This is a genomic window from Paraburkholderia sp. SIMBA_027 (assembly GCF_046535315.1).
Taxonomy (GTDB): Bacteria; Pseudomonadota; Gammaproteobacteria; order Burkholderiales; family Burkholderiaceae; genus Paraburkholderia; species Paraburkholderia tropica.
This window is the reverse complement of record NZ_JAWRWY010000003.1, coordinates 467,574-492,484: the sequence shown is the minus strand read 5'-3', so window position 1 is coordinate 492,484 and position 24,911 is coordinate 467,574. Positions and strand designations below refer to the sequence as shown.

24 protein-coding genes and 1 pseudogene are annotated in these 24,911 nt (G+C 65.1%); 11 read left to right on the top strand and 14 right to left on the bottom strand.

Annotation, left to right across the window (positions count from 1 at the left end):
* Positions 1-17: 17 nt before the first annotated feature.
* Together SB764_RS07820 and SB764_RS07815 are read right to left on the bottom strand one after the other, a co-directional pair.
* Positions 18-1,625 (bottom strand): carboxyl transferase domain-containing protein, encoded by a 1,608-nt coding sequence (locus SB764_RS07820; RefSeq protein ID WP_074981308.1) that lies wholly within the window; start codon positions 1,623-1,625, stop codon positions 18-20.
* A gap of 40 nt (positions 1,626-1,665) precedes the next feature.
* Positions 1,666-2,847 (bottom strand): isovaleryl-CoA dehydrogenase, encoded by a 1,182-nt coding sequence (locus SB764_RS07815; protein WP_065057677.1) that lies wholly within the window; start codon positions 2,845-2,847, stop codon positions 1,666-1,668.
* 223 nt (positions 2,848-3,070) lie between these two features.
* On the opposite strand from SB764_RS07815, the pseudogene SB764_RS07810 reads away from it, so the two are divergent.
* From SB764_RS07810 to SB764_RS07800, 3 genes and pseudogenes are all read left to right on the top strand, one after another.
* Positions 3,071-3,277, top strand: a pseudogene (locus tag SB764_RS07810) (helix-turn-helix domain-containing protein); the annotation flags it as partial.
* Between the two features lie 99 nt (positions 3,278-3,376).
* Positions 3,377-3,793, top strand: coding sequence for a TetR/AcrR family transcriptional regulator C-terminal domain-containing protein (locus tag SB764_RS07805; protein ID WP_408585172.1), 417 nt, complete (start codon positions 3,377-3,379; stop codon positions 3,791-3,793).
* Between the two features lie 52 nt (positions 3,794-3,845).
* Positions 3,846-4,856 carry a DUF2891 domain-containing protein gene (locus tag SB764_RS07800; protein WP_110325953.1) on the top strand — a complete coding sequence of 337 codons (1,011 nt, stop codon included), beginning with the start codon at positions 3,846-3,848 and terminating at the stop codon, positions 4,854-4,856.
* Between the two features lies 1 nt (position 4,857).
* On the opposite strand, the gene SB764_RS07795 is transcribed toward SB764_RS07800, so the two are convergent.
* From SB764_RS07795 to SB764_RS07770, 6 genes are all read right to left on the bottom strand, one after another.
* The gene (locus SB764_RS07795) at positions 4,858-6,360 is read right to left on the bottom strand and encodes a chemotaxis protein CheW (protein ID WP_410863127.1); all 1,503 of its coding nucleotides are present in this window, start codon (positions 6,358-6,360) and stop codon (positions 4,858-4,860) included.
* A 54-nt stretch (positions 6,361-6,414) separates the two neighbouring features.
* A complete protein-coding gene (locus SB764_RS07790) occupies positions 6,415-6,912 on the bottom strand; it encodes a chemotaxis protein CheD (protein ID WP_065057673.1) in 498 nt (165 codons plus the stop codon).
* Positions 6,899-7,750, bottom strand: coding sequence for a CheR family methyltransferase (locus tag SB764_RS07785; protein WP_065057672.1), 852 nt, complete (start codon positions 7,748-7,750; stop codon positions 6,899-6,901). The genes SB764_RS07790 and SB764_RS07785 overlap by 14 nt, the downstream gene beginning before the upstream one ends.
* 16 nt (positions 7,751-7,766) lie before the next feature.
* Entirely contained in the window at positions 7,767-9,464 is a 1,698-nt protein-coding gene (locus SB764_RS07780; RefSeq protein WP_410863126.1) for a methyl-accepting chemotaxis protein, read from the bottom strand.
* Positions 9,465-9,883: 419 nt separating this feature from the next.
* Entirely contained in the window at positions 9,884-11,446 is a 1,563-nt protein-coding gene (locus SB764_RS07775; RefSeq protein WP_343664147.1) for a DUF3443 family protein, read from the bottom strand.
* Positions 11,447-11,459: 13 nt separating this feature from the next.
* Positions 11,460-11,924: a DUF2844 domain-containing protein gene (locus SB764_RS07770; protein ID WP_065057669.1), complete on the bottom strand. Its 465-nt coding sequence runs from the start codon at positions 11,922-11,924 to the stop codon at positions 11,460-11,462.
* Positions 11,925-12,570: 646 nt separating this feature from the next.
* On the opposite strand from SB764_RS07770, the gene SB764_RS07765 reads away from it, so the two are divergent.
* Together SB764_RS07765 and SB764_RS07760 are read left to right on the top strand one after the other, a co-directional pair.
* On the top strand, positions 12,571-12,960 hold the full coding sequence (locus SB764_RS07765) for a hypothetical protein (protein ID WP_065057731.1): 390 nt from the start codon (positions 12,571-12,573) through the stop codon (positions 12,958-12,960).
* Between the two features lie 19 nt (positions 12,961-12,979).
* Positions 12,980-13,504, top strand: coding sequence for a glycine zipper family protein (locus tag SB764_RS07760; protein WP_065057668.1), 525 nt, complete (start codon positions 12,980-12,982; stop codon positions 13,502-13,504).
* 105 nt (positions 13,505-13,609) lie between these two features.
* Here SB764_RS07760 and SB764_RS07755 read toward each other — a convergent pair whose 3' ends face one another.
* The gene (locus tag SB764_RS07755; RefSeq protein WP_410863123.1) at positions 13,610-16,849 is read right to left on the bottom strand and encodes a transglycosylase domain-containing protein; all 3,240 of its coding nucleotides are present in this window, start codon (positions 16,847-16,849) and stop codon (positions 13,610-13,612) included.
* Positions 16,850-17,179: 330 nt separating this feature from the next.
* On the opposite strand from SB764_RS07755, the gene SB764_RS07750 reads away from it, so the two are divergent.
* Entirely contained in the window at positions 17,180-17,512 is a 333-nt protein-coding gene (locus tag SB764_RS07750; protein ID WP_065057667.1) for a hypothetical protein, read from the top strand.
* A 193-nt stretch (positions 17,513-17,705) separates the two neighbouring features.
* Positions 17,706-17,987, top strand: coding sequence for a hypothetical protein (locus tag SB764_RS07745; RefSeq protein ID WP_205997239.1), 282 nt, complete (start codon positions 17,706-17,708; stop codon positions 17,985-17,987).
* Positions 17,988-18,106: 119 nt separating this feature from the next.
* Here the strand turns inward: SB764_RS07745 and SB764_RS07740 are convergent, their stop codons facing one another.
* A complete protein-coding gene (locus SB764_RS07740) occupies positions 18,107-18,826 on the bottom strand; it encodes a response regulator transcription factor (RefSeq protein ID WP_065057665.1) in 720 nt (239 codons plus the stop codon).
* Between SB764_RS07740 and SB764_RS07735 the strand changes: the two genes are divergently transcribed.
* The 3 genes from SB764_RS07735 (at position 18,825) to SB764_RS07725 (ending at position 22,148) form a co-directional block, all read left to right on the top strand.
* Positions 18,825-19,001, top strand: coding sequence for a hypothetical protein (locus SB764_RS07735; protein ID WP_156773564.1), 177 nt, complete (start codon positions 18,825-18,827; stop codon positions 18,999-19,001). The genes SB764_RS07740 and SB764_RS07735 overlap by 2 nt on opposite strands.
* A gap of 191 nt (positions 19,002-19,192) precedes the next feature.
* Entirely contained in the window at positions 19,193-20,494 is a 1,302-nt protein-coding gene (locus SB764_RS07730; RefSeq protein ID WP_065057664.1) for an MFS transporter, read from the top strand.
* Between the two features lie 166 nt (positions 20,495-20,660).
* On the top strand, positions 20,661-22,148 hold the full coding sequence (locus SB764_RS07725) for an MFS transporter (RefSeq protein ID WP_410863122.1): 1,488 nt from the start codon (positions 20,661-20,663) through the stop codon (positions 22,146-22,148).
* Between the two features lie 137 nt (positions 22,149-22,285).
* Here the strand turns inward: SB764_RS07725 and SB764_RS07720 are convergent, their stop codons facing one another.
* The 3 genes from SB764_RS07720 to SB764_RS07710 all read right to left on the bottom strand — a co-directional run bounded on the left by SB764_RS07720 (position 22,286) and on the right by SB764_RS07710 (position 23,412).
* Positions 22,286-22,555 carry a hypothetical protein gene (locus tag SB764_RS07720; protein ID WP_065057663.1) on the bottom strand — a complete coding sequence of 90 codons (270 nt, stop codon included), beginning with the start codon at positions 22,553-22,555 and terminating at the stop codon, positions 22,286-22,288.
* Positions 22,556-22,599: 44 nt separating this feature from the next.
* Entirely contained in the window at positions 22,600-23,031 is a 432-nt protein-coding gene (locus tag SB764_RS07715; protein ID WP_065057662.1) for a DoxX family protein, read from the bottom strand.
* 219 nt (positions 23,032-23,250) lie between these two features.
* Positions 23,251-23,412, bottom strand: coding sequence for a hypothetical protein (locus SB764_RS07710; RefSeq protein ID WP_167371392.1), 162 nt, complete (start codon positions 23,410-23,412; stop codon positions 23,251-23,253).
* Between the two features lie 220 nt (positions 23,413-23,632).
* On the opposite strand from SB764_RS07710, the gene SB764_RS07705 reads away from it, so the two are divergent.
* Entirely contained in the window at positions 23,633-24,475 is an 843-nt protein-coding gene (locus SB764_RS07705; protein WP_074981292.1) for a helix-turn-helix domain-containing protein, read from the top strand.
* Between the two features lie 129 nt (positions 24,476-24,604).
* On the opposite strand, the gene SB764_RS07700 is transcribed toward SB764_RS07705, so the two are convergent.
* Positions 24,605-24,757 carry a hypothetical protein gene (locus SB764_RS07700; protein WP_161495605.1) on the bottom strand — a complete coding sequence of 51 codons (153 nt, stop codon included), beginning with the start codon at positions 24,755-24,757 and terminating at the stop codon, positions 24,605-24,607.
* Positions 24,758-24,911 lie beyond the last annotated feature (154 nt).

Below are 24,911 nucleotides of genomic sequence, written 5' to 3'. Positions count from 1 at the left end.
CGTCTCCGTGGCGCCGCTCACATGCGGAACACGCCGAAGCGCGTCTCTTCGATGGGCGCATTCATCGTGGCCGAAAGCCCGAGGCCAAGCACGTCGCGCGTTTGGGCGGGATCGATCACGCCGTCGTCCCACAGGCGCGCGCTCGCGTAATACGGATGCCCCTGGCGTTCGTACTGATCGCGAATCGGCTGCTTGAACGCCTCTTCGTCCTCCGCGCTCCATGCACCGCCTTTCGCCTCGATACCGTCACGACGCACCGTCGCCAGCACCGACGCCGCCTGCTCGCCGCCCATCACCGAAATGCGCGCGTTGGGCCACATCCACAGGAAACGCGGCGAATACGCACGCCCGCACATGCCGTAATTGCCCGCGCCAAACGAGCCGCCGATGATCACCGTGAACTTCGGCACTTTGGCCGTGGCCACCGCCGTCACCATCTTCGCGCCGTTGCGCGCGATGCCTTCGTTCTCGTACTTGCGTCCCACCATGAAGCCCGTGATGTTCTGCAAAAACACGAGCGGAATCTTGCGCTGGCAGCACAGCTCGATGAAGTGCGTGCCCTTGAGCGCCGACTCCGAAAACAGAATGCCGTTGTTCGCGACGATGCCGACCGGATGCCCCCAAATGTGTGCGAAGCCCGTGACGAGCGTGGTGCCGTAGCGCGCCTTGAATTCGTCGAAAGCCGAGTCGTCGACGATGCGCGCGATCACTTCGCGCACGTCGAAGGGCTTGCGCGTATCGACCGGAATCACGCCGTACACGCTCTGCGCGTCGTAGCGCGGCGGCAGCGGCTCCTTCAGCGCGAGCGAGGGCGTCTTCACGCGATTCAGATTGCCGACGATCGAGCGCGCGATGGCGAGCGCATGCGCGTCGTTCTGCGCGAGATGATCGACCACGCCGGACAGGCGCGTATGCACGTCGCCGCCGCCGAGATCTTCCGCGCTTACTTCTTCGCCCGTCGCGGCCTTCACGAGCGGCGGCCCGCCGAGAAAAATCGTGCCCTGATTCTTCACGATGATCGACTCGTCGCTCATGGCCGGCACATACGCGCCGCCCGCCGTGCACGAGCCCATCACCACGGCAATCTGCGGAATGCCCTGCGCGGACAGATTCGCCTGGTTGTAGAAGATGCGGCCGAAGTGATCGCGATCGGGAAACACCTCGTCCTGATTCGGCAGATTCGCGCCGCCGGAATCGACGAGATAGACGCACGGCAAGCGGTTCTCCTGCGCGATTTCCTGCGCACGCACGTGCTTCTTGACCGTGACCGGATAGTAGGTGCCGCCCTTCACCGTTGCGTCGTTGCAGACGATCACGCACTCCTGGCCCGCGATACGGCCGATGCCCGTGATAACGCCCGCGCCCGGCGCATCGTCGTTATACATGCCGTAAGCGGCGAGCTGCGAGAGTTCGAGAAACGGCGTGCCCGGATCGAGCAGTTGCGCGATGCGCTCGCGCGGCAGCAGCTTGCCGCGCGACACGTGTTTGTCGCGCGCCGCCGCGCCGCCGCCCAGCGAGAGCTTCTGGATCTTCTCGCGCAGATCGGCGACCAGCGCATCGAGCGCCGCGGCGTTAGCCTTGAATTCGTCCGAGCGTGGATTGAGCTTCGATTCGATGATCGGCATCGCGGTGTCCTGTCCTTGCCTGTCTTGACGATAGTTAGGATTACATGGTTTCCGCGAACAGTTCGCGGCCGATCAACATGCGGCGAATCTCGCTCGTGCCCGCGCCGATTTCGTAAAGCTTCGCGTCGCGCCAGAGACGTCCGACCGGATACTCGTTGATATAGCCGTTGCCGCCGAGGATCTGAATGGCTTCGCCCGCCATCCACGTGGCCTTTTCGGCGGTATAGAGGATCACGCCCGCGCAATCCTTGCGCACCTGGCGCACGTGTTCCTTGCCGATCGTGTCGAGTTGGCGGCCCACGGCGTAGAGATACGCGCGGCACGCCTGATACGTCGTGTAGAGGTCGGCGACCTTGCCCTGAATGAGCTGGAATTCGCCGATGGCCTGACCGAACTGCTTGCGCTCGTGAATGTACGGCACGACCGAATCCATCACGGCGGCCATGATGCCGGTGGGACCGCCCGCGAGTACGGCGCGCTCGTAATCGAGCCCGCTCATCAGCACCTTCACGCCGCCGTTGAGCTGGCCGAGCACGTTTTCTTCAGGCACTTCCACGTCCTGAAACACGAGTTCGCCCGTGTGCGAGCCGCGCATGCCGAGCTTGTCGAGCTTCTGCGCAACCGAAAAACCCTTCATGCCTTTTTCGACGATGAACGCCGTGATGCCCTTCGCGCCCGCCTGCGGATCGGTCTTCGCGTAGACCACGAGCGTGTCGCAATCCGGCCCGTTGGTGATCCACATTTTCGTGCCGTTGAGGACGTATCGATCGCCCCGCTTCTCGGCGCGCAGCTTCATGCTGACGACATCCGAACCCGCGTTCGGCTCGCTCATTGCGAGCGCGCCCACGTGTTCGCCGGAAACGAGCTTCGGCAGATATTTGCGCTTTTGCGCTTCGGTGCCGTTGCGGTGGATCTGGTTCACGCACAGATTCGAGTGCGCGCCATACGACAAGCCGACCGACGCCGATGCGCGCGAAATCTCTTCCATCGCCACCATGTGCGCGGTGTAGCCCATGTTCGCGCCGCCGTACTCCTCCGCGACCGTCATGCCGAGCACGCCCAGGTCGCCGAACTTGCGCCACAGGTCCATCGGGAACTGGTCGGTGCGATCGATCTCGCCCGCGCGCGGGGCGATCTCCTTCGCCGCGAAGTTGGCGATGCTGTCGCGCAGCATTTCGACTTCTTCGCCGAGCGGGAACTGCAAACCGGGTACGTTGCTCATCTGTCTGTCTCCTGAGTGCGGGCGCGGGGTTGGCCGCGCAGGGCGCATGCTGTCCTCTTCGTCGCCCATTTCACGCCACATTTACGTTAACGTCAATAGGTGATTTTGAGTATCACTCAGATTTCTTAACATGCACACCTTAGCCATATAAAAACTCATTGAACAGCCAATGCATTCGTGCATAATCGGCTACAAATCCGCATAGAAGTGAAGCTTACTCAGAATGTCAGAAACCGCCCATCCCGTCCTGCCCGCGTCGCGCCGCCAACCGGCCGGACGCAAGTCCCAGCAGCGCGTCAAGGAAATCCTCGAAGCCGGGCGCGCGGTGTTCTCCGAGAAAGGCTACGCGCGCGCCACCACGGCCGAGATCGCGCAACGCCTGGGCATCTCGGAAGCGACGGTGTTCAGCTATTTCCGCGGCAAACGCGAACTCTGCGCGCGCGTGATCGGCGACTGGTACGACGAATCGATCGAGGCGATCGAAGCCGGACTGCCCCGCGACGGCACGGTGCATCAGCAGTTTGCATTCATCGTGCGCATGCATCTGCAATTGATGCTGGAAAGCGGCACCGGCATCTGCGAACTCGTGCTCTCTGAAGGGCGCACGCGTCATCACGAGCTGAGCGAGGCGCTCGTGGAAATGCAGCGCCGCTATACCGCGCCGCTCATGCGCGTGCTCGCGCGCGGCCAGGAATGCGGCCAGATTCGCAGCGACATGCCCTTGCGCCTGCTGCGCTCGCTGGTGTTCGGGCCGATGGAACATGTGCTCTGGGACGCGACGCTCGCCAATCGGCGCACCGATATCGAAGCCACCGCCACGCAACTCGCCAGCGTGCTGTGGAGCGCGCTGCAACCGCCCAACGTCGAACTGGCGGCGCTCGCGCAATTCAGTCAGGACGTCGGCGAAGCGATGCGGCGGCTCGAACGCGAACGCGCGCCGCGATGAACGCGGCGAATCGCGCTAAGCTGACGCTCTCGCGACATCGTCCACGGCTGCCATGAACGCCACGCTTTCCTCTGCACACGCCTCGCGTTTCGCCTCGCTCGCGCTCGCTCACCTCACGCGCGAATATCCGAACAAGCTCACGCACGCGCTCGCGGGTCCGCAGGACGTGCAGACGCCGCGCGCGCTGCATCCGGTGTTTTACGGCAGCTATGACTGGCATTCCTGCGTGCACGGCTACTGGCTCGTCGCGCGGCTGCTCGCGCGCTTTCCCGAGCTGCCGGAAGCGCCCCGCATTGTCGCCGTGATCGACGCGCATTTCACCGACGCCAACATGGCGGGCGAGCGCGCCTATCTCGACCTGCCGCATAACCGTGGATTCGAGCGTCCGTATGGCTGGGCGTGGCTGCTCGCGCTCGCGGGACAGCTCCATGCGATGACCACACCCGCGGCCGCGCGCTGGTCGCGCACGCTTGCGCCGCTCACGGAAACGTTCGTCGAGCGCTTCGAAGAATTCCTGCCGAAATCGACTTATCCGCTGCGCGTGGGCACGCATTTCAACACGGCGTTCGCGCTTACGCTGGCGCTCGATTTTGCGCGGCAAACGCAGCGAAACACACTGGCGAAGTTGATCGAGGAGACGGCCACACGCTGGCATGAAAATGATTCGGATTGCCAGGCATGGGAACCGTCCGGCGACGAATTTCTGTCGCCGTCATTGATGGAAGCCGTGCTGATGAGCCGCGTGTTGACCGCCGATGCATTCGCAGCATGGTTCACGCGATTTCTGCCCGCGCTGGCGCGGCGCGAACCGGCCACGCTGTTCATGCCCGCCACGGTCAGCGACCGCACCGACGGCAAGATCGCGCATCTCGACGGTCTGAACCTGAGCCGCGCGTGGTGCCAGCGCACGCTCGCGCGCGCCTTGCCTGCGAACGATCCGCTCGTGCAAGTGCTGCATGAAGCGGCGCAGACGCATCTGAACGCCGCGCTCGATCACGTCGCCGGCGACTATATGGGCGAGCACTGGCTCGCCACCTTCGCCACGCTCGCGCTCGAAGCCTGACTCACACCGTCGCGGCCTCTTGCGCCACGCGCTCGCACAGCGAAGCGGGATCGAGCAGCATCAGCGTACCCTGCCCCGGCAATTCGACCGCTTCGCGCATATCGCTGCGCACATTCGCGCCCGCTGCACGCGTGAGCATGGTCGGCATCGCGAGTTGCGCGCAGCTCTTGAGCGTGATGATGTCCTCGATGGAATCGACGAGCAGCCCATACTTCTCGCCGTGATGCTCGACGATCAGGATCTTCGCGCGCGTCAGATCCTCGTACGGCGGCATGGCATACATCGCGCGCACGTCGATCACCGTCACCAGCACGCCGCGCAGATTCAGCACGCCGCGCACGAACGCGGGCAGGCCCGGCGTCTTGACGGTGTCGTGGCGATAGTCGATCACCTCGCGCAGATCCGTAATGCGCACGCCGAGCAACTGGCCGATGCGGAACGTCACGAGCGTCTGACGTGTGCCCGTTCCGCGTTTTTGCGCGACGCCGGCCGCTTCCGTGGCCTTGCGGTAGAGATCGCGATGACCCGCCGCGAGCGATGCAACGCGCGCATGCGCGTAAAGCGCATCGGCGTTCACGAGCAGGACGCCGCTGGCACCCTCGGCACCCTCCGCTGCGAGATAGCCCGAGAACAGCGAGTGATGCGCGTTGCCGTAACTCGGCATCGGCAGCAGTTCGTCATCGCGGCAGGCGACGATGCTCGCCACTTCGTCGACGAGCAAGCCGAAATACAGATCGTCGCGGAGCAGTATGACGATGCGCCGCTCGTCGGCCGACGTCGTGTCTTCCGGCGCGCGCGAGAAACCGAGGAAGTTGCCGAAATCGAGCACGGGCACGGTCGCGCCGCGCAGATTGAGCATGCCGATGCACACGTCGTCGGCGAGCGGCGAATGCTGGAGCGCGGGCACGCGAATGATTTCCTGGATCGCGCCCATTGGCAGCGCGAGCGCGGTGCCGCCCACCTTGAACGACACGTTCTGGCGACGCTGCCCCTGCTGGGCCCGGCGCGCGGTCGAGCGCGCGGCGGGTTCGGCCAGATGCGGGACGTCGCGCAAACGCAGCAGCGCATCGGCGGACAACACCTGCAAAATGCGCTCGCCGCCGTCGAGCTTGAGCACCGAGCCGATCGCCGACGGCGCGCTGCCCTCGGCCATCGCGATCTCGATGACCTGATCCTTCGGCACGCGCAGGATCTCGCCCGTGGCGTCGAATTGCAGACCGACACGTCCCGCCGCCGCCTCGACAATCGCGATCTTGCGCGCCCCCGCGACGCCTTCGTCGCGCAGATTGAGCAACTGGCGCAGATCCACCACGGGAATCAGCGTGCCGCGCAGATTGAACAGGCCGAGCAGATACGACGGCGCGAGCGGCACCGGCGTGAGCGCTTCGGGATGATTGACCACCTCCTGGAGCGCCGACACCGGCAACGCGAGTTCCGTGCCCGCGAGGTGAAACGATCCATACAGCTCCAGCTTGCCACCCGCGGCCAGCGCACGATGATTCATCGCGAAGCTCCTTGATTCGTTATCCGAACGAATTGATCAGGCGCGCATCGTGCGTCACGACGCCCGCGCGAAATGACGCACGGCGTAGTGATGCTGTCCGCAATCGATGGTGAGCTGACGCCCGCACTCGCCGCCCACATCGACGTGCACCACGCGCACGCGCGCGCCGGCCAGCAACTGCTGCGCCATGCGCACGTTCAGATCGCCGATCGGCTCGTGGATCGTCGTGCGGTGATGCATCATGTTCGCGCCGCCCGCGAGCACCGCTTCGATTTCACCGTCCGGCGCCGCATCGGCGCCCATCATCGAGATCAGCGCCGGCAGGGCCTCGATCACGTATTTCGCGCCGTTGCCCGTCTGCGCGGCGCCAGGCGCACGCGCGCTGCCCACCGGTTGCGGCAGCAGACAATGCGCCAGCCCATAGGTGCCGCGCGCGCGCCACAACAGGCCGATGCCCACGCACGAACCCAGCGTCGCGCGAAGGATTTTCGCGTCGTCCGCGCTGCCTACCGCGATCTCGCACATCCGCACCTGCACGTCACGCGTGCTCATGGTCCCGTTCCTCGTTGTGTCTTCCGTTGCGGTAGATGAGCGGCTGCTCGAAGGTGAAGTCCGTCGCCATGCGGCTCAGCGATTCCGATTCACCCACGATCAGCACGGCGTCGGGCTTCATCGCGCGGCGCACGTTGGCGAGCACCGCCTGCTGGCCGTCCTGATCGAAATAGATCAGCACGTTGCGCAGCAGCACGAGATCGAACTGCCCGAAGTCGCGCGGCAACGCATAGAGATTGTGCTGCCGGAACGTGACGTTCGCGCGCAGCGCGTCGTTCACACTCGCCCATTCGCCGTCGCTGCGCAGATACTTCTGCGCGAGCGCGGGATGATGCAGGCGCAGGCCTTCGAGACTGCGCCCCTGATAACGGCCCGCGCGCGCGGTGGCGAGAATGCCGTCCGAAATATCGGTGCCGACGATGGTGTAGCGAAACGACGGCTGGCGCGCGCGAAACTCCTCGCACAGCATGGCCGTCGACCACGCTTCCTCGCCGCTCGACGCCGCCGCCGACCACACGCGCAACGGCGCGCCCGTCTCCAGCGAATGCCAGTACGGCAAGAACGCTTCGGACAGATACTCCCAGATACGCGGCGTGCGAAAGAACGAGGTTTCGTTCGTCGTCACGAGATCGATGAAGTCGCGCACTTCCTCCACGTTGGTGTCGAGCACCTGAAGATAGTCGCGATAATCGGGCAATCCCAGCGCCATCACGCGGCGGCGCAAACGGCCCTTGAGCATGGTCCATTTGCGCTCGTTCATGGCGATGCCGGTATGCCGCCTCACCTGCTCGAACAACGCACGCTGCACCGATGCTTCGGCATCCTTATCGATGTCCACTGCTCTCTCCTGATCGTCAGACGACGAAGCGTGCGACCGTCGTGTCGAGTCCTTCCGCGCCGCCCCTGAGCGAGGCCGCCGCGCGCGCGATGGTGTCGCACGCGCCCGCGGACTTCTCGGTCTCTTCCGCGACCTGCTGGATCGCGGCGGCCACTTCGCGCGCGGCGATCAATTGCTCGTCCGCACCGCAGGAGATTTCGGAAATGGCCTGCGTCGTGCGGCTCACACCCGAGAGAATGCGCTCGAACGCCTCGCCGGCCTGCTTCGAGATTTCGCTGCCTTGCGCGACGCGCTTGACCGACTCGTTGATCAGCTTGGAGATTTCCTTGGTGGCTTGCGACGAACGCTCCGCGAGCTTGCGCACTTCGTCGGCGACCACCGAAAAGCCGAGCCCGTGCTCGCCCGCGCGCGCGGCCTCGATTGCCGCATTGAAAGCGAGCAGATTGGTCTGGCTGGCGATCTCGCCGATCACCTTGATGATCTCGCCGATATCCTCCGAGGAGCGGTTGATGAGTTCCATCGATTCGATCGAGCGGCCCACCGCCTTCGCGCCGCGCTCGGCTTCCTGCTGCGTGTCCTTGGCGAGCTGGTCCGCGCCGCGCGAGTTGTCGGCGATCGAGTTGATCGATGCGGTCAGTTCCTCGATCGACGCGTTCATTTCCTCGACCGTCGCGCCGAGCAGTTGCGCGCCGCCCGCGACGGTATCCGCGCGCGCCGCGATGTCCTGCGACGAATCCTTGAACGTGCCCGCCGATTCCACCACCTTGCCGATCACGCCGGAGAGGTCGCTCATCATGCTCTTGATGCCGGCTGCGAGCTGATCGATGGGATCGTCGCCGGCCACTTCCACCTTGCCCGTGAGGTCGCCCGCCGCCGCATTGCGCACCACCTCGAGCAGCGTTTCCACCTTGCGCTGATCGCTTTCGGCGCGGTGCTTCACGCTCTCTTCGAGCTCGACTTGCGCGCTCACGTCATTGGCGAATTTGATGACCTTGTAGAGACGGCCATTGACGTCGAAGATCGGGTTGTAGGTCGCCTGAATCCAGACCACGCGTCCGCCTTTGCCCATGCGCTTGTAACGTCCGCCATCGAATTCGCCGCGATTGAGCTTGGCCCAGAACTCGGTATATTCCGCGCTGCATGCATACAGTTCGTCGCAGAACATGCGGTGATGCTTGCCCTGAATTTCTTCGAGCCGATAACCGAGCGTGTCGAGAAAATTCTGGTTCGCCTGCAACACGATGCCCTGCGTGTCGAATTCGATCACGGCCTGCGCCTTGTCGATGGCGCGCAAACGGCCTTCGTATTCCGCGTGCTGCTGCTTGATTGCGGTAATGTCGGTCGCGAACTTGATGACCTTATAGGGACGGCCGTCTTCGCCGAACACCGGGTTATACGACGCGTTGATCCAGATTTCGCGGCCGTCGCGGCCAAGACGCCGGTATTCGCCGCGATCGAATTCGCCGCGGCCGAGGCGCTCCCAGAAGAGTCGATACGGTTCGCTGCGCGCGTACTCGGGCTCGCAGAACATTCGATGATGCTTGCCTCGCACTTCATCGAGCGTATAGCCAACGGTTGCGAGAAAGTTCTCGTTAGCATGCAGGATGATGCCTTGCAGATCGAATTCGATCACGGCCTGCACGCGATTGAGCGCAGCGGTGACCGCGCTCAGCTCGATGAGTTCGAGCTGACGCTCGGGCGTCGAATGTTCCATTGTTATTTCCCTCGTGGTCATGGCGCGCAACTCGCAATCTGCATGCAAATCGCAAGCTTTCTCTCAGTGGCTTTTGTCGACGTTTTAAAACGCCAGTGCATTTTAGGTCTTGCAAAAAGGACCGATTGGAAACGGTCCGGCCTACTTGCGCTATAACGGCGCCCGGTCTGACGCCTTGACTAAGGGTTTTCGCCAGGGCAAACGTTTGTATTCGTGAATTTTTTAGGGCGCCATTGGGAATTTTTTGCCGCCTTACGCGTACCCGATCGAACTTTGCATGAGGTGCGAATAATAGGGGAAACGAATCATGCTTTGCAAATACTTTTTATGTTGTTAATGAGAACCTGACAGAGTAGTTTGAATAAAAAAAGCGCGCTGAAATAAGCGCGCTTTTTTATGCTAATTACCTGAAGAAAGCATTACCGGGCAGCAAAACTCACATAAGGTCCGGTGACATTCGCGCCCGCGCGCGTGCCTTCGATGCCGTACCAGACACGTTGGCCATAGAAGAACGGCATGCCGAGATCGAGCGTCTGTCCGAGGAATGAGCCGAGCGTGCTGAACGCCGTGTAACGCGTGGCGAGCAGCGCGCGCGCATTGCCGATACCGATGCTGGCCGTCGCGGCCGCGCCCGTGGTGTCGGAGAGCGCGAGCGCGCGCTGGATCGCCGAAACCGGCGCGTAAAAGCCCTGATATTGCGGCAGCGCCCAGTCCTCGAAGCCCAGCGTGTTCGAACCCGAATCGATGAACGCGGGCACGGCCGCGCCGCCCGCGACGCTGCCGCTGAAATTGCCCCAGCGGTCGGTCGCGAGGATCGTCGTGCCCGCGCCCGGCAACGCGTTATTCGACTGGGTGCCGACGCCGAAGATCACCGTGCCGGACGACGTCAGCGCGCCCGTCGCGTCGATCGCGGGCATATCGACGATCAGGCCGTTGTTGTCGATCGGGAACAGCGCGACGGGATTGGTAACCTGGTTCGCGAGCGGCATGGCGATGGGCGTCGCCGGCGCGGCATCCGCGTAGTAATAGCCGGCCTGCGCCGAACTCGCGCACGCCGCGCCGCAGTCGTTGCGCGCGACGCCCACGCCAAGAATGCCGTTCACGCCGCCGAGCGCTCCGGTCGTGTTGAGCGAATCGTTATAGACGCACGACGACGGCGCGCTCGACACGATGGCCGGATCGCCGATCACCTGGATCGGCGCCGAGGCGGCGATTTCGCGCGAGAGCTTCACGTCGGCGCTACGCAGGCTGCCCCACGTATAACCCGAGCCGAACATGCCGCACGCGGCGACGTTCGTGCCGCTCGCGGCGTCGCGCTGGATCGGCAGCGCGGCGAGCGTGGCCGGCGGAATCGCGGATGCATAGAGGCGCAGGCCGAACGAGCCGGTGTCGAGCAGCACGTTGTCGATCGTCGCGCAGTTCTTCTGGCCGCTGCTGCCGGGCTGGCAGACGGTCACGCTCACGAGCGGGACATTGCGCACGCTGCTCGCCGACGAAACGCTCACCGCGACGGTGTTGCCGATGTCGGCGGTTGCGCCGCCGTCGGGCGCGCCGCTGTCGCTGCTGCCGCCGCCCGGAGCGCCGCTGCCGGACGTGTCGCCGCCCGAAGTGCCCGAGCCCGATGATCCCGACGAGCCCGATGAATCGGTGCCGCCCGAACTCTGGCCGCCCGACGCCGAACCGCCAGCGCCCGCGTTGCCCGAAGGCGTGGTCGATCCCGAACCGGCCTTGCCGCCAGCCGAACCGTTATTGCCTGAGCTGCTGTTATTCGGCGGGTTATTCGTCGCGCTCGTCGCGCTGCCCGAACCCGATTTGCCCCCGTTCGTTCCCGAACCCGATGCGCCGCCACTCGACGGCGCGCTGCCGTTGGACACCGCCGCCCGGCCCGGCGCGCCATCGCCCTCGTCGCCGCCCCCACCGCCTCCGCACGCCACGAGCGCCACGCTTAGCGCGAGTGCCGAAGCCAGAATGATCTTGTTCATCGTCTCGCTCCGTTCACTGAATCTGATCCGCGCTCATGCCTTGCGGCAGCGCCTTCGGCAGCCACGCGCGCCCCGTCAGCGCCCCCATGTGGCCGCCCGACTCGACGGCCAGATCGGGGCCGTGCATCGAGACCGGGCCGTGGCCGCCGCCGCGCGCCGCACGCGCTTCGGCAAGACCTTTTTGCCAGGCCGGAAAGTAATTGCCGAGCAGCGTTTCGAGCGAGCCGACGCGCGGACCGCGCCACGACACCGCGAACACGGTACCGGCGCTATCGAGATACTCATGAATCACGGTGCCGTTAGCGAGCGTGGCCGTGGTCACCGTGTAGGACGCGGCGACGCCATTGGCTGCCGTCATCGTGCGGATGCCCGGCATGCGTGGCGCCGACGGATAAGTCGGCGCGCCACCCAAACCCGCCCATGCGGGCGCTGCGCTCACGACGGCGCACGCCGCCGCGCCCATCAGAATTTTCCTCATCTTTGTAGTCCTTATTAATTTTCAAGGATGGCGCCGCGCCGATCACGCGGCGGTCGGCCAGTCTAAGTGGCGCATGCGCGTGTACCGCGCGCGGCGAATCGAAATGACTATTCGACTTTTTCGCGGTCGCGCGCGGCGCCGATGGCGAATTCCGCGCAAGCCCGAACGCACGGGCGAGCGCGAAACAACGGCATGGGTAGACAGAGGATCGATTCGAGCGGCGATCGGGACAGATGCGCGCACATTGCGCGGCACATCTTGACCGGACAAGACGTCGAGGATTTCAGATCATTCTGGGGGACATCCGGCTTTTTCTATTCAATCCGAAAGCCAGAATCAGGCCTGACATCGCTCAACAGGCCCTTGTCTCAAATATCCAAATATTACCGACGCGCAGCTTACGGCAAACAAACGCGCCGCGCACGAACCGCGCAAGAAGCGACTGAAGACCGCCGATACGACCACGAAGCCGCAGCTTGTGCTCCGAACGGCGCGAGCGTCCGAGGTGCGTACCGGACGCCGTCACCGAGTTGTAACAACTCGAAAAAACAGTACAACTCGCGTAATTGCATTGAACCCCGCCTTGTCATAGCGTTTCATCATGCGCGGGCTGACCGGCCCGGGACCATCCGTACTGGAGATCGTTGTGAGAAGGTCGAAATTCATTCTCGGGGCTGCCGTGGCCGCCATCGCCTGCGTGAGCGGCGCGGCGAACGCGGCGCGCGTCGGCGTGTTCATCGGCGGCGGCGTGCCGTACTACTACCCCGTCGCGCCCGTGCCCTACTACTGGGGGCCGCCGCCCGTCATCGTCACCCCGCCGCCCCCGCCACCGCCCGACTACGTCGAGCAGGGCCAGGCCGGCGACCCGGACGCGGTCTACCAGCAAGGGCCCGCCAACGGCCCGAACGGCGTCGCCGCCAGCCAGAACGGCGACACCTGGTACTACTGCGACGCCTCCAAGACCTACTACCCGTACGTGAAGCAATGCGCGTCGGGCTGGCGCTCGGTGCCCGCCCAGGCGGCCCCTTCGAACTAACCGACCAGACGAGCTGCACATGAAATCGACTTATCTCGCGGTGCTTGCCGCGGCAGGGCTCCTGAGCGCGTGCGCCGTGGTGCCGACCGGCCCGAGCGTGATGGCGCTGCCCGGCACCGGCAAGACCTTCGACCAGTTCCGCAACGACGACTACAACTGCCGCCAGTTCGCCTTCCAGCAGGTCGGCGGCGGCGCCACCAATCAGGCCGCGACGAATGCGGGCGTGGGCAGCGCCGTGGTCGGCACCGCACTCGGCGCGGCAGCCGGCGCCGCGTTCGGCGGCGGCCAGGGCGCGGCCATCGGCGCGGGCGCGGGCCTGCTCGCGGGCAGCGCTGTCGGCATGGGCAACGTGCAAGGCTCGGCTTACGACGTGCAACGCCGTTACGACTACGCGTATCTGCAGTGCATGTACGGCAACGGCAACCGCATTCCGGTCGCGGGCCGCATGCAGACGCAGCAGCCGTATCAGACGCAACCGCAGCAGCGTTATCTGCCGCCGCCGCCGCCGGGATCGCCGCCGCCTCCGGACGCCGGCTCGTACTGAGCTTCGCCATCGCGCTCACGGGCGCATCGGCGGCACCAAAGAAAACGCGCCCATCCGGGCGCGTTTTTTATCGGCATCACGTTCATCCCTGCGCGCGGCGAACGCTCATTTCCGTTTCGCCATCGCACCCATCGCGCCCGTTGAGCCGGCATCCGCATAGAAGCCCGGCATCGTGCTGGTCCATCCGCTTTGCGCAGCCGCGTTCAGCGACGCGAGACTCACCTGCTGCATCGCGCCCGTTTGCGGATCGATCAGCGTCATCTCCTTCGATCCCGTTGCCGCCTTGAGCTTGCCGTCGGGCGCGTCCTGATCCTCGAGCAAAGGTTGCAGCACCGGCGCGAGCGACTTGAGCAACTGCACCGAGAGCGCGCTCGTGAACGTGTAGCGCGCCGCATACGGCTCGTGCACCCACGCGGTCAGCGTGCCATAAAAGCGATTGCCGATCACGAACACGAACGTGGCGCTGCGGTTCACCTTGCGCGACTCGATCAGCCGCGCGCCCGGCGCATAGACATTGAAACGCTGATCGCCGGTGCCGGTCTTGCCGTAGACGTCCAGCTTCTTGCCGTCGGGGAAGGTCATGCCGTCGGCGAGACGCTTGGCCGTGCCGCCCTCCACCACCGACGTCAGCAGCTCGCGCACCACCTTCGAAATATCCGGCGAGATGAGCGGCTGCGGCGCGGTGGCGGCATGCACGAAGCGCGTCTCGTACGGCGTGCCGCGCGCGAAGTCGAGCGATTCGAAGCTGTGCGTCGGCAGCTTCTGACCATCGCTCGACACGAGGCCGATCAGATACGCGAGCGCCGACGGCCGGTCGCCCGACGCGCCGATCGCCGCGCCATACGAAGGCGTGATGTTGTCGAACGGATAGCCGAGCGCGCGCCACGACTTGCCGATCGCGTCGTATGCGCGCAGTTCGATCATGTGGCGGATACGGCGATCCTGCGTCGCGTGATACTTCGTCTTGAACAGCCACTTATAGGTATAGAGACGCGTATCGCGGCTCGCCTGCTGAACCTGCGCGAGCGTCGCGTCGGGATGCGAGCGCAGATACAGCAGCAGCCACAGTTCGAGCGGATGAATGCCCGCGATATAGCCGCGATCGTTGAGGTTGAATTTGTCGATCGCGTACTTGTCGTAGTACTTCGCGAGATCTTCGTCGTCGAGCCACTGGAACTTCGTGTTCTTCAGTTGCGCGCGCATCTGCGTATCGAACCACGCGAGCGAGCCGTCCGGATTCGCGCTGCGCAGCACGGTCGCGATCCGCGCCGGTCCCTTGCGCGTGTGTTGCAGCAGGATCTGGATCGCTTCGTCGTTGCTCTTGCCTCGATAGCGCGCGTAGAAGCGCTTCATGTAGACCTGGCTTTCGCCGTCGGCAAACTGCGTGAGAAAGCGGTTGCGCACGGCCGGATCGTCGAGCCACGTGGCGGGCGGCCCGGACGTCTGGATCATCTCGTAGTGGACGATGTCGCGCATGAGCCGCACGAACACGAGATTCACCGAATGCTGGAACGCGCGGTGCAGGGTGAGAATCGACCCGTTGTCGCTCGACTCGAAGTTATTGAAGCTCTGCGCGCCGCCGCCCGTGTAGAAGGTTTCGCCCGGGCTCGCCGAGTATTTGCGCTCCACGGCCGCTTCGAGCATCGAGGGCAGCGAGCGGTCCGAGGTCTTCGACAGATAGTCGATCGCCCAGCGCGTGAGCGCATCGCTCGGGTCCACCTGCGGCAGTTCCGCGCGCAGCGTCTTCGCATCCTGGTCGGCGTATTTCGTGTGCAGCGCGCTCACGATCTGCAGATACGTGATGATGGTGCGCAGCTTCGCCGTCGAGCCCAGATTCAGGCGCGCGCCAGAATTGATATCGAAGGGCTGGTTCACGCTGTCGGTCTGCACGCGCACGAGATTTTCGCCGCCGCGCCGCTCGAACAACGTGAAGCTGTACGCGATCTTCGACGGATCGTCGGCAGGGCGCAGCATCTCGAAGCCCACGAGTCCCGCCGCGCGCGCGCCGTCCTTCGTCGCGGCATCGGCGAGCCGGTCGCTCACGGCCTGCTGCACGCCGTCGTCGAGCGTGGCGGTCGCGGTCAGGTCGAGGCGGTCGAGGTCGTAAAGCGTCTTCAGACCGAGCGCCTGCATCAGTTGCGTGCGCAACGTGAGCACCGCCTTGCGGTCCACGTACGACACGGCCGGGCGCGGCGCGGGCTTCGAGCGGTCGAGCGTCAGTTGCGTGGCGAGCGCGGCGTCGCGCAATTGCGGCGTGATCACCCCGCCGTTCGCGAGCAGGCGCAGATAGCTGTCGGTGAGCTTCGCGAGCGCTTCGTTGTTCTTTTGCAGGAAATACGAAGGCGCGCGCTGCGCGATCAGCAAGGACAGCACCTGGCGAAACGCGAGCGCCTGTTCGTCGAGCGTCGCGCTCGACACCGGCGCGCGCAGCACGCGGTTCACGTCGCGGAAATCGCGCCCGTACCAAGCCGCGAGCCCGTCGCCAATCCCGTTGACTTCGCCGATGCCCGCCTTCGCCGACAGCGGCACGGAATTCAGGTAATGAACGAGAATCTGCTGACGCGCGGGCATGGTCTGCGGCCCGTCGAGATACGCGCGCACGGAGGCCGACGCGATCTGGCGCAGTTTCTCCGGCGGCGTGGACGTGCGCCCGCCGGTGGAATGGCGAAACTTCTCGATCTGCGTGGCGAGCGTGCTGCCGCCCGGCGTCTGCTGATGGCGGTTCACGAGGCGCGCGCCCTGATCGATCAGCGCGTGGCTGAAACGGCCCCAGTCGATGGCCGGATTGCGGTTCGGCTGATCGGCGGCGAGCAGGTATTTGTCTTCGATAAACAGCAGCGAGTCGCGCACGAGCGGCGGCACGGCGTCGAAACTTTCATAGGCGCGCTGCGGATAGCGCGTGTGGAACAGCGTCGCGCCATTCGCGTCGCGCAGCGCGATGCCGGCCTGGTCCTTCTCCTCGAACGGGATGAAAAGACCCTGATCGGCCAGCGAAATCATGCGTTCCGAATCACGGGCCTGCGAAGCAACCGCGAAGCCGCGCTGCGCAAGACGGTCGGTGAACGTCGGCAGTTGGGCGTAGCCGAGCCGCGTGTCGTAAGGACCGTTCGTGGTGGGAAAGCGGATGCTGTGACTCGGCCCGTTTTCGACGGTGAAGCCGATGTCGCGTGTGAGTTCGGAGAGATAGCGCGCCTGTAATCGCGAGGTGTCGATTTCGATCTGTACGATGCGCGCGAGGATCACGATCGCCGCCAGCAGCGCGACGATGACACCCCACTTGATCCACCGCCAGACCGAGCCGGTACCGGTGGCACGAACAGGAAAACGGATCGACGGGCGGCTCATGGTTATTCTCCCTGACGTCGCGTCAGATCGCGGAGTGCACCTGTCGAATAGTCTATCTCGCCGCGATCAAACGTGTGCGTCTGTGTCGCGCGACGGGCGCGCAAGTCGCGTCTGTGCAACACACGTGCCCGCTTGTTCCGCGATGCGCCCGCTTTCCGTCACGCATCGCGCGTTTTTTCACGCGCTGCGTTGCCTTGCGCGCGGCGGCACGCGACGTGCTGCCGATATAATCTTTGGCTCTTTTTTCCGGCGCGCCGCCACGCGGCCCGCAAGGGCTTCCCCTCACTTCGCGCCGGTCGCCCACACGGTTAACTGGTTAACAGGAGCAATATGAAGCAGCTCGTCGTGCCCCTCGCCCTTTCGCTCACGCTTGGCGCCTGCGCCTGGTTCCAGAGCAATCCGGATTCCGGCCAGCCCGTTATCGATTCCACGACCAACCGCTCGGTGCGGGACGTGATCTCCTGCCTGACGGTGGAAGCGACGCGGCACGGATCGAGCTTCAACACGACGTCGCTGCCGCAAGGCGAAATGCTCGATTTCGGCGACTCGAACGTGATCAAGGTGCGCGCCGACAACGGCACGACCACCTATCGTTTCTACGCGGGCAAGCGCCACGCGAAGAATCTCTGGATTGAGGGCGCGAGCAAAACCTGCGCACCATGATTCCGGAATCGCGGTCCGCGCTGCGGAACACCAGGCGGGCATTCCGGCTGTCGATGCCGCCCGCATTAACACCTGCTTACTGGCGTAACCCGGTGTAGTACCGCGACACAATTGGGCGGGCGGTTTTAAGAATCGTTTAAGTCTTCGTCCGCATCATCGCGTCACCAGAAAGACAACGTAGCAGGAGGTGCCCGTGTACTGGACCAGTTCGAAGAATCAGGCAGCAAGCAACGAGCAACCGGCGAAGCCCGCGAAACGCACGATCCTGCGCCGCTTGCTGAGCCATCACGAGCTCGCCACGCTGCTGCTGTTGCTGCACGCGCCCATCGACGCGCACGCCAAGCCCGAGATCGCCATGCTCCAGGAAGCGGGTCTCGTGGAGCAGGTGCCCGGCGACGTCGCCGCAGGCGCCACGAAAATCCGCCTGACGAATGAAGGCAATGCGGTCCTGCAAGGACTCGGCCTCGCGCGCTGAAGCGGCGCACAGATTCCGCGCCGGTCCCGCACAGCCGGACCGCGCAAACAAAAAGGCGGCACGCATGACGTGCCGCCTTTTTTTTGCCCGCCGCGTTCGCGACGGCGCGTTCGCAAAGATCAGGCCGCCTCGCGCTGCAGCGGTGCAGCGTCGTCCTGCAGACGCAACAGGCGGTAACCGCTCTTGTAGACCGGCTGCAGCCGGTAGCCGTTGTGCTGTTCGATGTCGAGCAGCACGCGCAGCCGCGAAACGTGGCTGTCGATGGTGCGCGTGAGCGTCTGCAACTCGCGGCCCCAGACCATCGCGTAAATATGATCGCGCGACAGCACGCGCCCGACGTTCGCGAAGAACAGCGAAGCGAGCCGATACTGCGTGCCCGACAGCTCCACGCTCTTGCCGCGCACCGTGACCGCCTGACGGCGCATGTCGAAGCGATAGGCGCCGGCGTCGAGCGTCACGTTGTCGAAGCGATCGGGAAACGCGCGCCGCAGCAGCGCGTTCACGCGCGCGCGAAACACCGACGGACACACCGGCAGGCTCACGTAGTCGTCGGCGCCCACGGAAAAGGCGCGCAGCACGCTGTCGTCCGACGTGTCTTCGGACGCGAACAGCACCGGAATCTGATTGCCGTTGATCGCACGCACCGTTTTCAGCAGCTCCGCGCCCGAGAGCCGCGTGCCCTGCCAGTCGAGCACCAGCATGTCGACCGTGGAGGCGGCGAGCGCCTTGGCCAGCGAGATGCCGTCGCTGAACGGCATGCAGGCATGCCCGCATTGGCCGAGCACCCGCTCGATCTGCGCGCGTTGAACGGGGTCGCGCTGGAGAATCGCGATACGCATGAAGACACCTCTCTATGTCAGACAACCTGGCGGCAATTCTGTGGAGAATTGCAAAGGCCGCCCATCAGATCAGTCCGAATTGCGCAACAGTGCGCCGCATTCCTACGGCGACTCCACCAAACCTGACAGGAATCCTCCAGAAGCCGATGCCGGGCGCATCGTCGGCTTACTGTAAAATCGAGGATTGGTCAGCGTCGGCGCGTGCCCTACCCGGAACCGCGCGCCGTTCCCCGTGCCTACCAGGCCTCGATCCGCACCCGCGATCCGCGCCCGACCACCGCCGCCCGCCGCGCCACCCGCGCGCCTGCCGGTGAAGCCAATAGACGTGCCGTCCCACGGCTCATAACAACTTCTCGGTTTTCGGACATGCAAGCTACGGATCTGGGCGCTCAGGCGAGCGCACCGGCGCGCGCGCTCACGCGCAGCGACTACAAGACGCTCGGCCTCGCCGCCCTCGGCGGCGCGCTCGAGTTCTACGACTTCATCATCTTCGTGTTCTTCGCGCCGGCCATCGGCCAGCTGTTCTTTCCGGCGGCGATTCCCGACTGGCTGCGCCAGTTGCAGACCTTCGGCATCTTCGCGGCGGGCTATCTGGCGCGTCCGCTCGGCGGCATCGTCATGGCGCACTTCGGCGACCTGCTCGGTCGCAAGCGCATGTTCACGCTCTCCGTCCTGCTGATGGCGCTGCCCACGCTCGCGATGGGCTGCCTGCCGACCTACGCGACGATCGGCGTATTCGCACCCGTGTTGCTGCTCGCGCTGCGCGTGCTGCAGGGCGCGGCCGTCGGCGGCGAGGTGCCGGGCGCGTGGGTGTTCGTCTCCGAGCACGTGCCGCGCCGCCATATCGGCTACGCGTGCGGCACGCTCACGGCGGGTTTGACCTTCGGCATCCTGCTCGGCTCGCTGATCGCCGCGGCGGTGAATCACCATTTCGCGCCGTCGGAAATCTCGGCCTGGGCGTGGCGCGTGCCGTTCCTGATCGGCGGCGTGTTCGGGCTGTTCTCGGTGTATCTGCGCCAATGGCTGCACGAAACGCCCGTGTTCGCGGAAATGCAGGCGCGCAAGTCGCTCGCCGACGAAGTCCCGCTCAAGGCCGTGCTGCGCGACCACGGCCGCGCGGTGATCGTGTCGATGCTGCTCACGTGGATGCTGTCGGCCGCCATCGTCGTCGTGATCCTGATGACGCCGCCGCTGCTGCAGAAGCAGTTCCATCTCGACGCCACCACCTCGCTGCTCGCCAACTGCGTCGCCACGCTGTTCCTCACCGTCGGCTGCGTGAGCGCCGGGGCGCTCGCGGACCGCTTCGGCGCGCGCCGCGTGCTGTCGATCGGCGGCGTGGCGCTGGCCATCGCGTACTACACGCTGTTCCGCCAGCTCGCCGTGGACAGCTCGCTGCTGATGCCGCTCTACGCCGTGGCGGGCTTGCTCGTCGGGACGATCGGCGCGGTGCCGTTCGTGATGGTCAACGCCTTCCCGGCCGTGGTGCGCTTCTCGGGCATCTCGTTCTCGTACAACGTCGCTTACGCGGTGTTCGGCGGACTCACGCCGATCGTCGTCGCGCTGATGATGAAGTCGGAGCCGCTCGCGCCGCCGTACTACGTCGCGGCGATCTGCGTGCTGGGCGCGCTGACCACGCTGTTCTTCAAGGACCCGGCGCGCACTCGCTGATCGGTCCCCGAAAGGCTACGCCGTCGTCAAAAGCGCCACATCGTTCGCGATGTGGCGCTTTTTATTGGCGCACGCGCAGGCGCCGGCGTCGTGGGCCTGGAACCTGCACCCATCTTTCACCTCAGCCCGAAACGTCGTCGGCCTCACGCGGCCTATGATGAGTCGCATGAACCCCTCCCATCCGCACTCCGCCCCGCCCGCGCGCTTCACGCCGGCGCTCGCCCGCATCGTCGCCACCGTGAGCGTGGGCTTCGTCGTGACGCAGCTCGACGTCACCATCGTCAATATCGCGCTCGCGCGCATCGCCACGGACCTGCACGCCAATGTCGCGCGGCTGCAATGGATCGTCGATGCCTACACGCTCGCCTTCGCCGCGCTGATGCTGTCCGGCGGCGTGCTCGGCGACCGCTACGGCGCGCGCCGTCTGTACGCGATCGGGCTGGTGGTGTTCGCGCTCGCCTCGCTGGCCTGCGGACTCGCCGCCGATCCGGTCATGCTGATCGCCGCGCGCGCACTGCAAGGCGCGGGCGCGGCCGCGATGCTGCCGAATTCGCTCGCGCTGCTCAACGAGGCCTGCCGCCACGAACGCACGCTGCGGGCGCGCGCCGTGGGCTTCTGGACCGCCGCCGGGGCCATCTCGATCGCCGCCGGGCCGGTCGCGGGCGGCCTGCTGATCGCGGCGTTCGGCTGGCGCAGCATCTTCCTCGTGAATCTGCCGTTGTGCGCGGCCGGGCTCGCCGCCACGCTGCTGTGGATTCCCGCGCCGCGCAAGGCTTCCGCCGCTTCAGCCGCTTCCGAAACAGGCACCGCCCAACCCGCCGCCGCGCGCAGCCTCGACTTGCGCGGCCAGTTGCTCGCCGTCGTCGCGCTCACGGCTTTCACGGGCGCGGTAATCGAATGGCGGCCGCTCGGCCTCGCGCACTGGGCGGTGTCGGGCGGCCTCGCGCTCGCGCTGATCGCCGGCGTGGCCTTCGTGATGCTCGAAGCGCGCATCGACTCGCCGATGCTGCCGCTCGGCATGCTGCGCAACCGTAATTTCAGCGCGTCGGTGCTGTTCGGCATCTGCGTGAACTTCACCTATTACGGCACGGTGTTCGTGCTCGCGCTGTTTCTCCAGCATGCGCGCGGTCAGACGCCGCTACAGGCCGGGCTCACGTTCATCCCGCTCACAGGTGGCTTTCTGCTCTCGAATATCGCGAGCGGCCACGTGGTCGCGCGCTTCGGCACGCGTGCGCCGATGATCGGCGGCGCCCTGCTCGCCGGACTCGGCTACGCGCTGCTGATGCCCGTCGACGCAAGCACGCCCTTGCTGGCGATGATGGCCGCCTTCCTGCTGATTCCCTCGGGCATGGGACTCGCCGTGCCGGCCATGACGACGACCGTGCTGTCCTCGGTCGAACCGGCGCGCGCGGGCACGGCGTCGGCGTTGCTGAACACGGCGCGCCAGACGGGCGGCGCGGTGGGCGTGGCGGCGTTCGGCGCGCTCACGGGCAGCGGCGCGGCGACGGAAGTCGTCAGCGGTCTGCACGCGGACGCGGCGATCTCGGCGATCCTGCTGCTGATTGCGGCGGCGCTCGCGTGCTTCGTGCGGACGGACGCCGCCCACGCGCCGCCCGCCGCCGAGACGGCGCCGCGCATGAAGGCATCGCGCTAAACGAAAGAGAAGGACGTCAACGCGCGCCGCGAAGGCCAAAGCCCGGCGGCGCGCTTGAGACGACATCGAGCATGACGCTTGCGTGACACACCGCGTCGACGCAGCATCGCCCGAACGTGCGGATAAGAAGAGGCGCGCTAGAGCGACGTCTCCTGAATCGCGCCCGAGGCGAGCGCGCGTTCGATGAGCCCTTCGGTCTGCGCCTTGCGGATAGCGTGCGCGATCAACTGCTCGGGCTCCTCGAGTTCGGCCTTGAGCGCGCCGAGCAGGCCGGTCGCGTCGAGGATCACCAGCGTTTTGGCCGTATCGGCGGTGCTGATCAGCACGCGGCGCGTGCCGTCGTCGGCGAGGCTCGCGCAGAATTGCCCGGTCTTGCCGCCCACGTTGAAATCGAAATTCTGGATCAAAGCCGGCTCCTTGCGTTCAGGGGATCGGGGATGCGGCGCGGCGCTCAGCCTCGCAGGCCACCGCGCGGCGCGCGCATTCCATCGATGGAAGCACGTCCCGCGCCCGTTACCGTGAGCAGCAAAAATCCGCCGGCAATGGCGACGTTCTTCCAGAAATGCACGGCCGCTTCCTGCTGCTGTGCGGCATTGGTGACATTCCAGAAGTCATGCCCGAGCACGGCCGTGACGACAGCGTACACGGCCAGCAGGAACGCGATGGCGCGCATGCGCACGCCGAAGATCAGGGCGAGCGAGCCGAGCAGTTCGACCGCGATCACCACGGGCGCCGCGACCTGCACGTACGGCACGCCGCGCGAATGCAGATAGCCGATAAAGCCCGCGTAACCCAGCAGTTTCATGGCGCCGCCCCACAAAAACAGGATCGCAAGCAGGATGCGGGCGATGAAAATGATCAGGGAGTCGGCGGGTCGTGTCATGGAAGGCTCCGTTTCGCAATATGGCAGTGACACGTGTACTGTCATACAGTTCCCCGCATACGGGACAGACCCGATACGGCCGGAGCGCCGCAGCGCATCAATTACTTCGGAGTGCCATTCAATTGGCGTAAATCGCCTGACGCTCGCCGCGAATGGAATGCACGTATACCCGCAAGGCGCCGCCGCCGTTGCACCGATTGCAGCGCTACACTGGCACGCTCAATGCTTGTGGCGAATGCCGTGCCCCCGGTGCGCATCGAGCCAGCGCGCGACGCGCGCCTCGAAACCGCCGCGATGATGGCGCGACGCGGCCCACATGGCGGCGCAGATCAGCACCATCACGGCCGGACCCAGCAGATAAGCGACAACCGTTTCCCTCATGGCCTTCTCCCGCCATGTCAGCACGAAAAGTGAAATTGCATTCTAGGCGATCGCACGCGCAGCGATAAGTGGCTTGCGCGCACACCGCGCGCGCACAAACGCGCGGGATTCACATGATGCCCGCATCGCCGCGTCGACAAAAAAAGAATCGCACGCATGCAGCGGCGCCATTACGTCTGAAGTAATCGCGCGACGGCGCGATTTCGTTAGAATCGGCGCCATGAACACGCTCACGTCTGCATTCACGTCGGCGCTCGCCGTACCCGCTTCCGGCGACGCGCGCCGCGGTGTCGGCGAACTGTTGCGCGAATGGCGGCAGCGTCGCCGCATGAGTCAGTTGATGCTCGCCACCGAAGCGGAAATTTCCACGCGCCACCTGAGTTTCGTGGAGTCGGGGCGCGCCACGCCGAGCCGCGAAATGGTGATGCATCTCGCCGAGCGTCTCGACGTGCCGCTGCGCGAACGTAACGCGCTGCTCGTCGCGGCCGGCTACGCACCGCTTTATCGCGAACGCGCGCTCGACGATCCGCAACTCGCGGCCGCGCGCGAGGCCGTCGAACTCGTGCTGCGTGCTCACGCGCCTTATCCGGCCCTCGCGGTCGATCGCCACTGGAATATCGTCGCCGCCAACGACGCGCTCGCGCCGCTGATCGGCGACGCGTCGCCCGCGTTGCTGGCCGCGCCCGTGAATGCGTTGCGCCTCTCGCTGCATCCCGACGGCATCGCCCCGCGCATCCTCAACTGGCACGCCTGGCGCGCGCATCTGCTCGCGCGCCTGCAACGGCAGATCGACGTCAGCGCGGACCCCACGCTCGCCGCGCTGCACGACGAACTCGCCGCCTATCCCGCGCCGCCGCATGCGGGCCACGCGGCCGTCGAACCGGTCCAGCATCCCATCGCGATACCGCTGCGCGTGCAGACGGCGCTCGGCGAACTGGCGTTCTACAGCACCACGACCGTGTTCGGCACGCCCGTGGACATCACGCTTGCCGAACTGGCCATCGAGGCTTTCTTTCCCGCGGATTCCCGTACTGTCCACGCATTGCAGACACAGCGCGATTAACCCCACGGCTTTTCGGCCTCGTACCGATGGCGAAATGATCGTCATTGAGACCACCGTCACGATTGCAGTTGTCATATTTCAAATATCGATGCTTTACGCATCCCCGCGCTTTCCCCGCGCTTCGTTAATTCATTTTTCACGCCGATGTAAATAGCGCGTGACGCTGCGCCGCACGTCGTTCGGGACTTCATTAACATCGCCTTTCATACGCGCCGCACGACGAATCAACTTGTAAACACGATTTTGACGGCCATCCACCGCCTTTCCTTTCGGCCAAAGCATTCAACACTTTCAATTCAATTCGTTATTCCTTTTAAAATATATCGAAATGATACATAACCTCATTGGCACAAATTGCACACGCACAAATATCGCATCGTGCACAATGCCATCACACACTTCTTTTGATTCAAGTCGCGTTGCATTCGCAACGCGT

What these genes read in the sequence shown, in the direction of transcription:
- SB764_RS07820 (WP_074981308.1), bottom strand. Translation starts at nt 1,625, where the DNA reads ATGCCGATCATCGAATCGAAGCTCAATCCACGCTCGGACGAATTCAAG.
- SB764_RS07815 (WP_065057677.1), bottom strand. Translation starts at nt 2,847, where the DNA reads ATGAGCAACGTACCCGGTTTGCAGTTCCCGCTCGGCGAAGAAGTCGAA.
- SB764_RS07800 (WP_110325953.1), top strand. Translation starts at nt 3,846, where the DNA reads ATGAACGCCACGCTTTCCTCTGCACACGCCTCGCGTTTCGCCTCGCTC.
- SB764_RS07795 (WP_410863127.1), bottom strand. Translation starts at nt 6,360, where the DNA reads ATGAATCATCGTGCGCTGGCCGCGGGTGGCAAGCTGGAGCTGTATGGA.
- SB764_RS07790 (WP_065057673.1), bottom strand. Translation starts at nt 6,912, where the DNA reads ATGAGCACGCGTGACGTGCAGGTGCGGATGTGCGAGATCGCGGTAGGC.
- SB764_RS07780 (WP_410863126.1), bottom strand. Translation starts at nt 9,464, where the DNA reads ATGGAACATTCGACGCCCGAGCGTCAGCTCGAACTCATCGAGCTGAGC.
- SB764_RS07775 (WP_343664147.1), bottom strand. Translation starts at nt 11,446, where the DNA reads ATGAACAAGATCATTCTGGCTTCGGCACTCGCGCTAAGCGTGGCGCTC.
- SB764_RS07770 (WP_065057669.1), bottom strand. Translation starts at nt 11,924, where the DNA reads ATGAGGAAAATTCTGATGGGCGCGGCGGCGTGCGCCGTCGTGAGCGCA.
- SB764_RS07760 (WP_065057668.1), top strand. Translation starts at nt 12,980, where the DNA reads ATGAAATCGACTTATCTCGCGGTGCTTGCCGCGGCAGGGCTCCTGAGC.
- SB764_RS07755 (WP_410863123.1), bottom strand. Translation starts at nt 16,849, where the DNA reads ATGAGCCGCCCGTCGATCCGTTTTCCTGTTCGTGCCACCGGTACCGGC.
- SB764_RS07750 (WP_065057667.1), top strand. Translation starts at nt 17,180, where the DNA reads ATGAAGCAGCTCGTCGTGCCCCTCGCCCTTTCGCTCACGCTTGGCGCC.
- SB764_RS07735 (WP_156773564.1), top strand. Translation starts at nt 18,825, where the DNA reads ATGAAGACACCTCTCTATGTCAGACAACCTGGCGGCAATTCTGTGGAG.
- SB764_RS07740 (WP_065057665.1), bottom strand. Translation starts at nt 18,826, where the DNA reads ATGCGTATCGCGATTCTCCAGCGCGACCCCGTTCAACGCGCGCAGATC.
- SB764_RS07730 (WP_065057664.1), top strand. Translation starts at nt 19,193, where the DNA reads ATGCAAGCTACGGATCTGGGCGCTCAGGCGAGCGCACCGGCGCGCGCG.
- SB764_RS07725 (WP_410863122.1), top strand. Translation starts at nt 20,661, where the DNA reads ATGAACCCCTCCCATCCGCACTCCGCCCCGCCCGCGCGCTTCACGCCG.
- SB764_RS07715 (WP_065057662.1), bottom strand. Translation starts at nt 23,031, where the DNA reads ATGACACGACCCGCCGACTCCCTGATCATTTTCATCGCCCGCATCCTG.
- SB764_RS07710 (WP_167371392.1), bottom strand. Translation starts at nt 23,412, where the DNA reads ATGAGGGAAACGGTTGTCGCTTATCTGCTGGGTCCGGCCGTGATGGTG.
- SB764_RS07705 (WP_074981292.1), top strand. Translation starts at nt 23,633, where the DNA reads ATGAACACGCTCACGTCTGCATTCACGTCGGCGCTCGCCGTACCCGCT.
- SB764_RS07700 (WP_161495605.1), bottom strand. Translation starts at nt 24,757, where the DNA reads ATGCTTTGGCCGAAAGGAAAGGCGGTGGATGGCCGTCAAAATCGTGTT.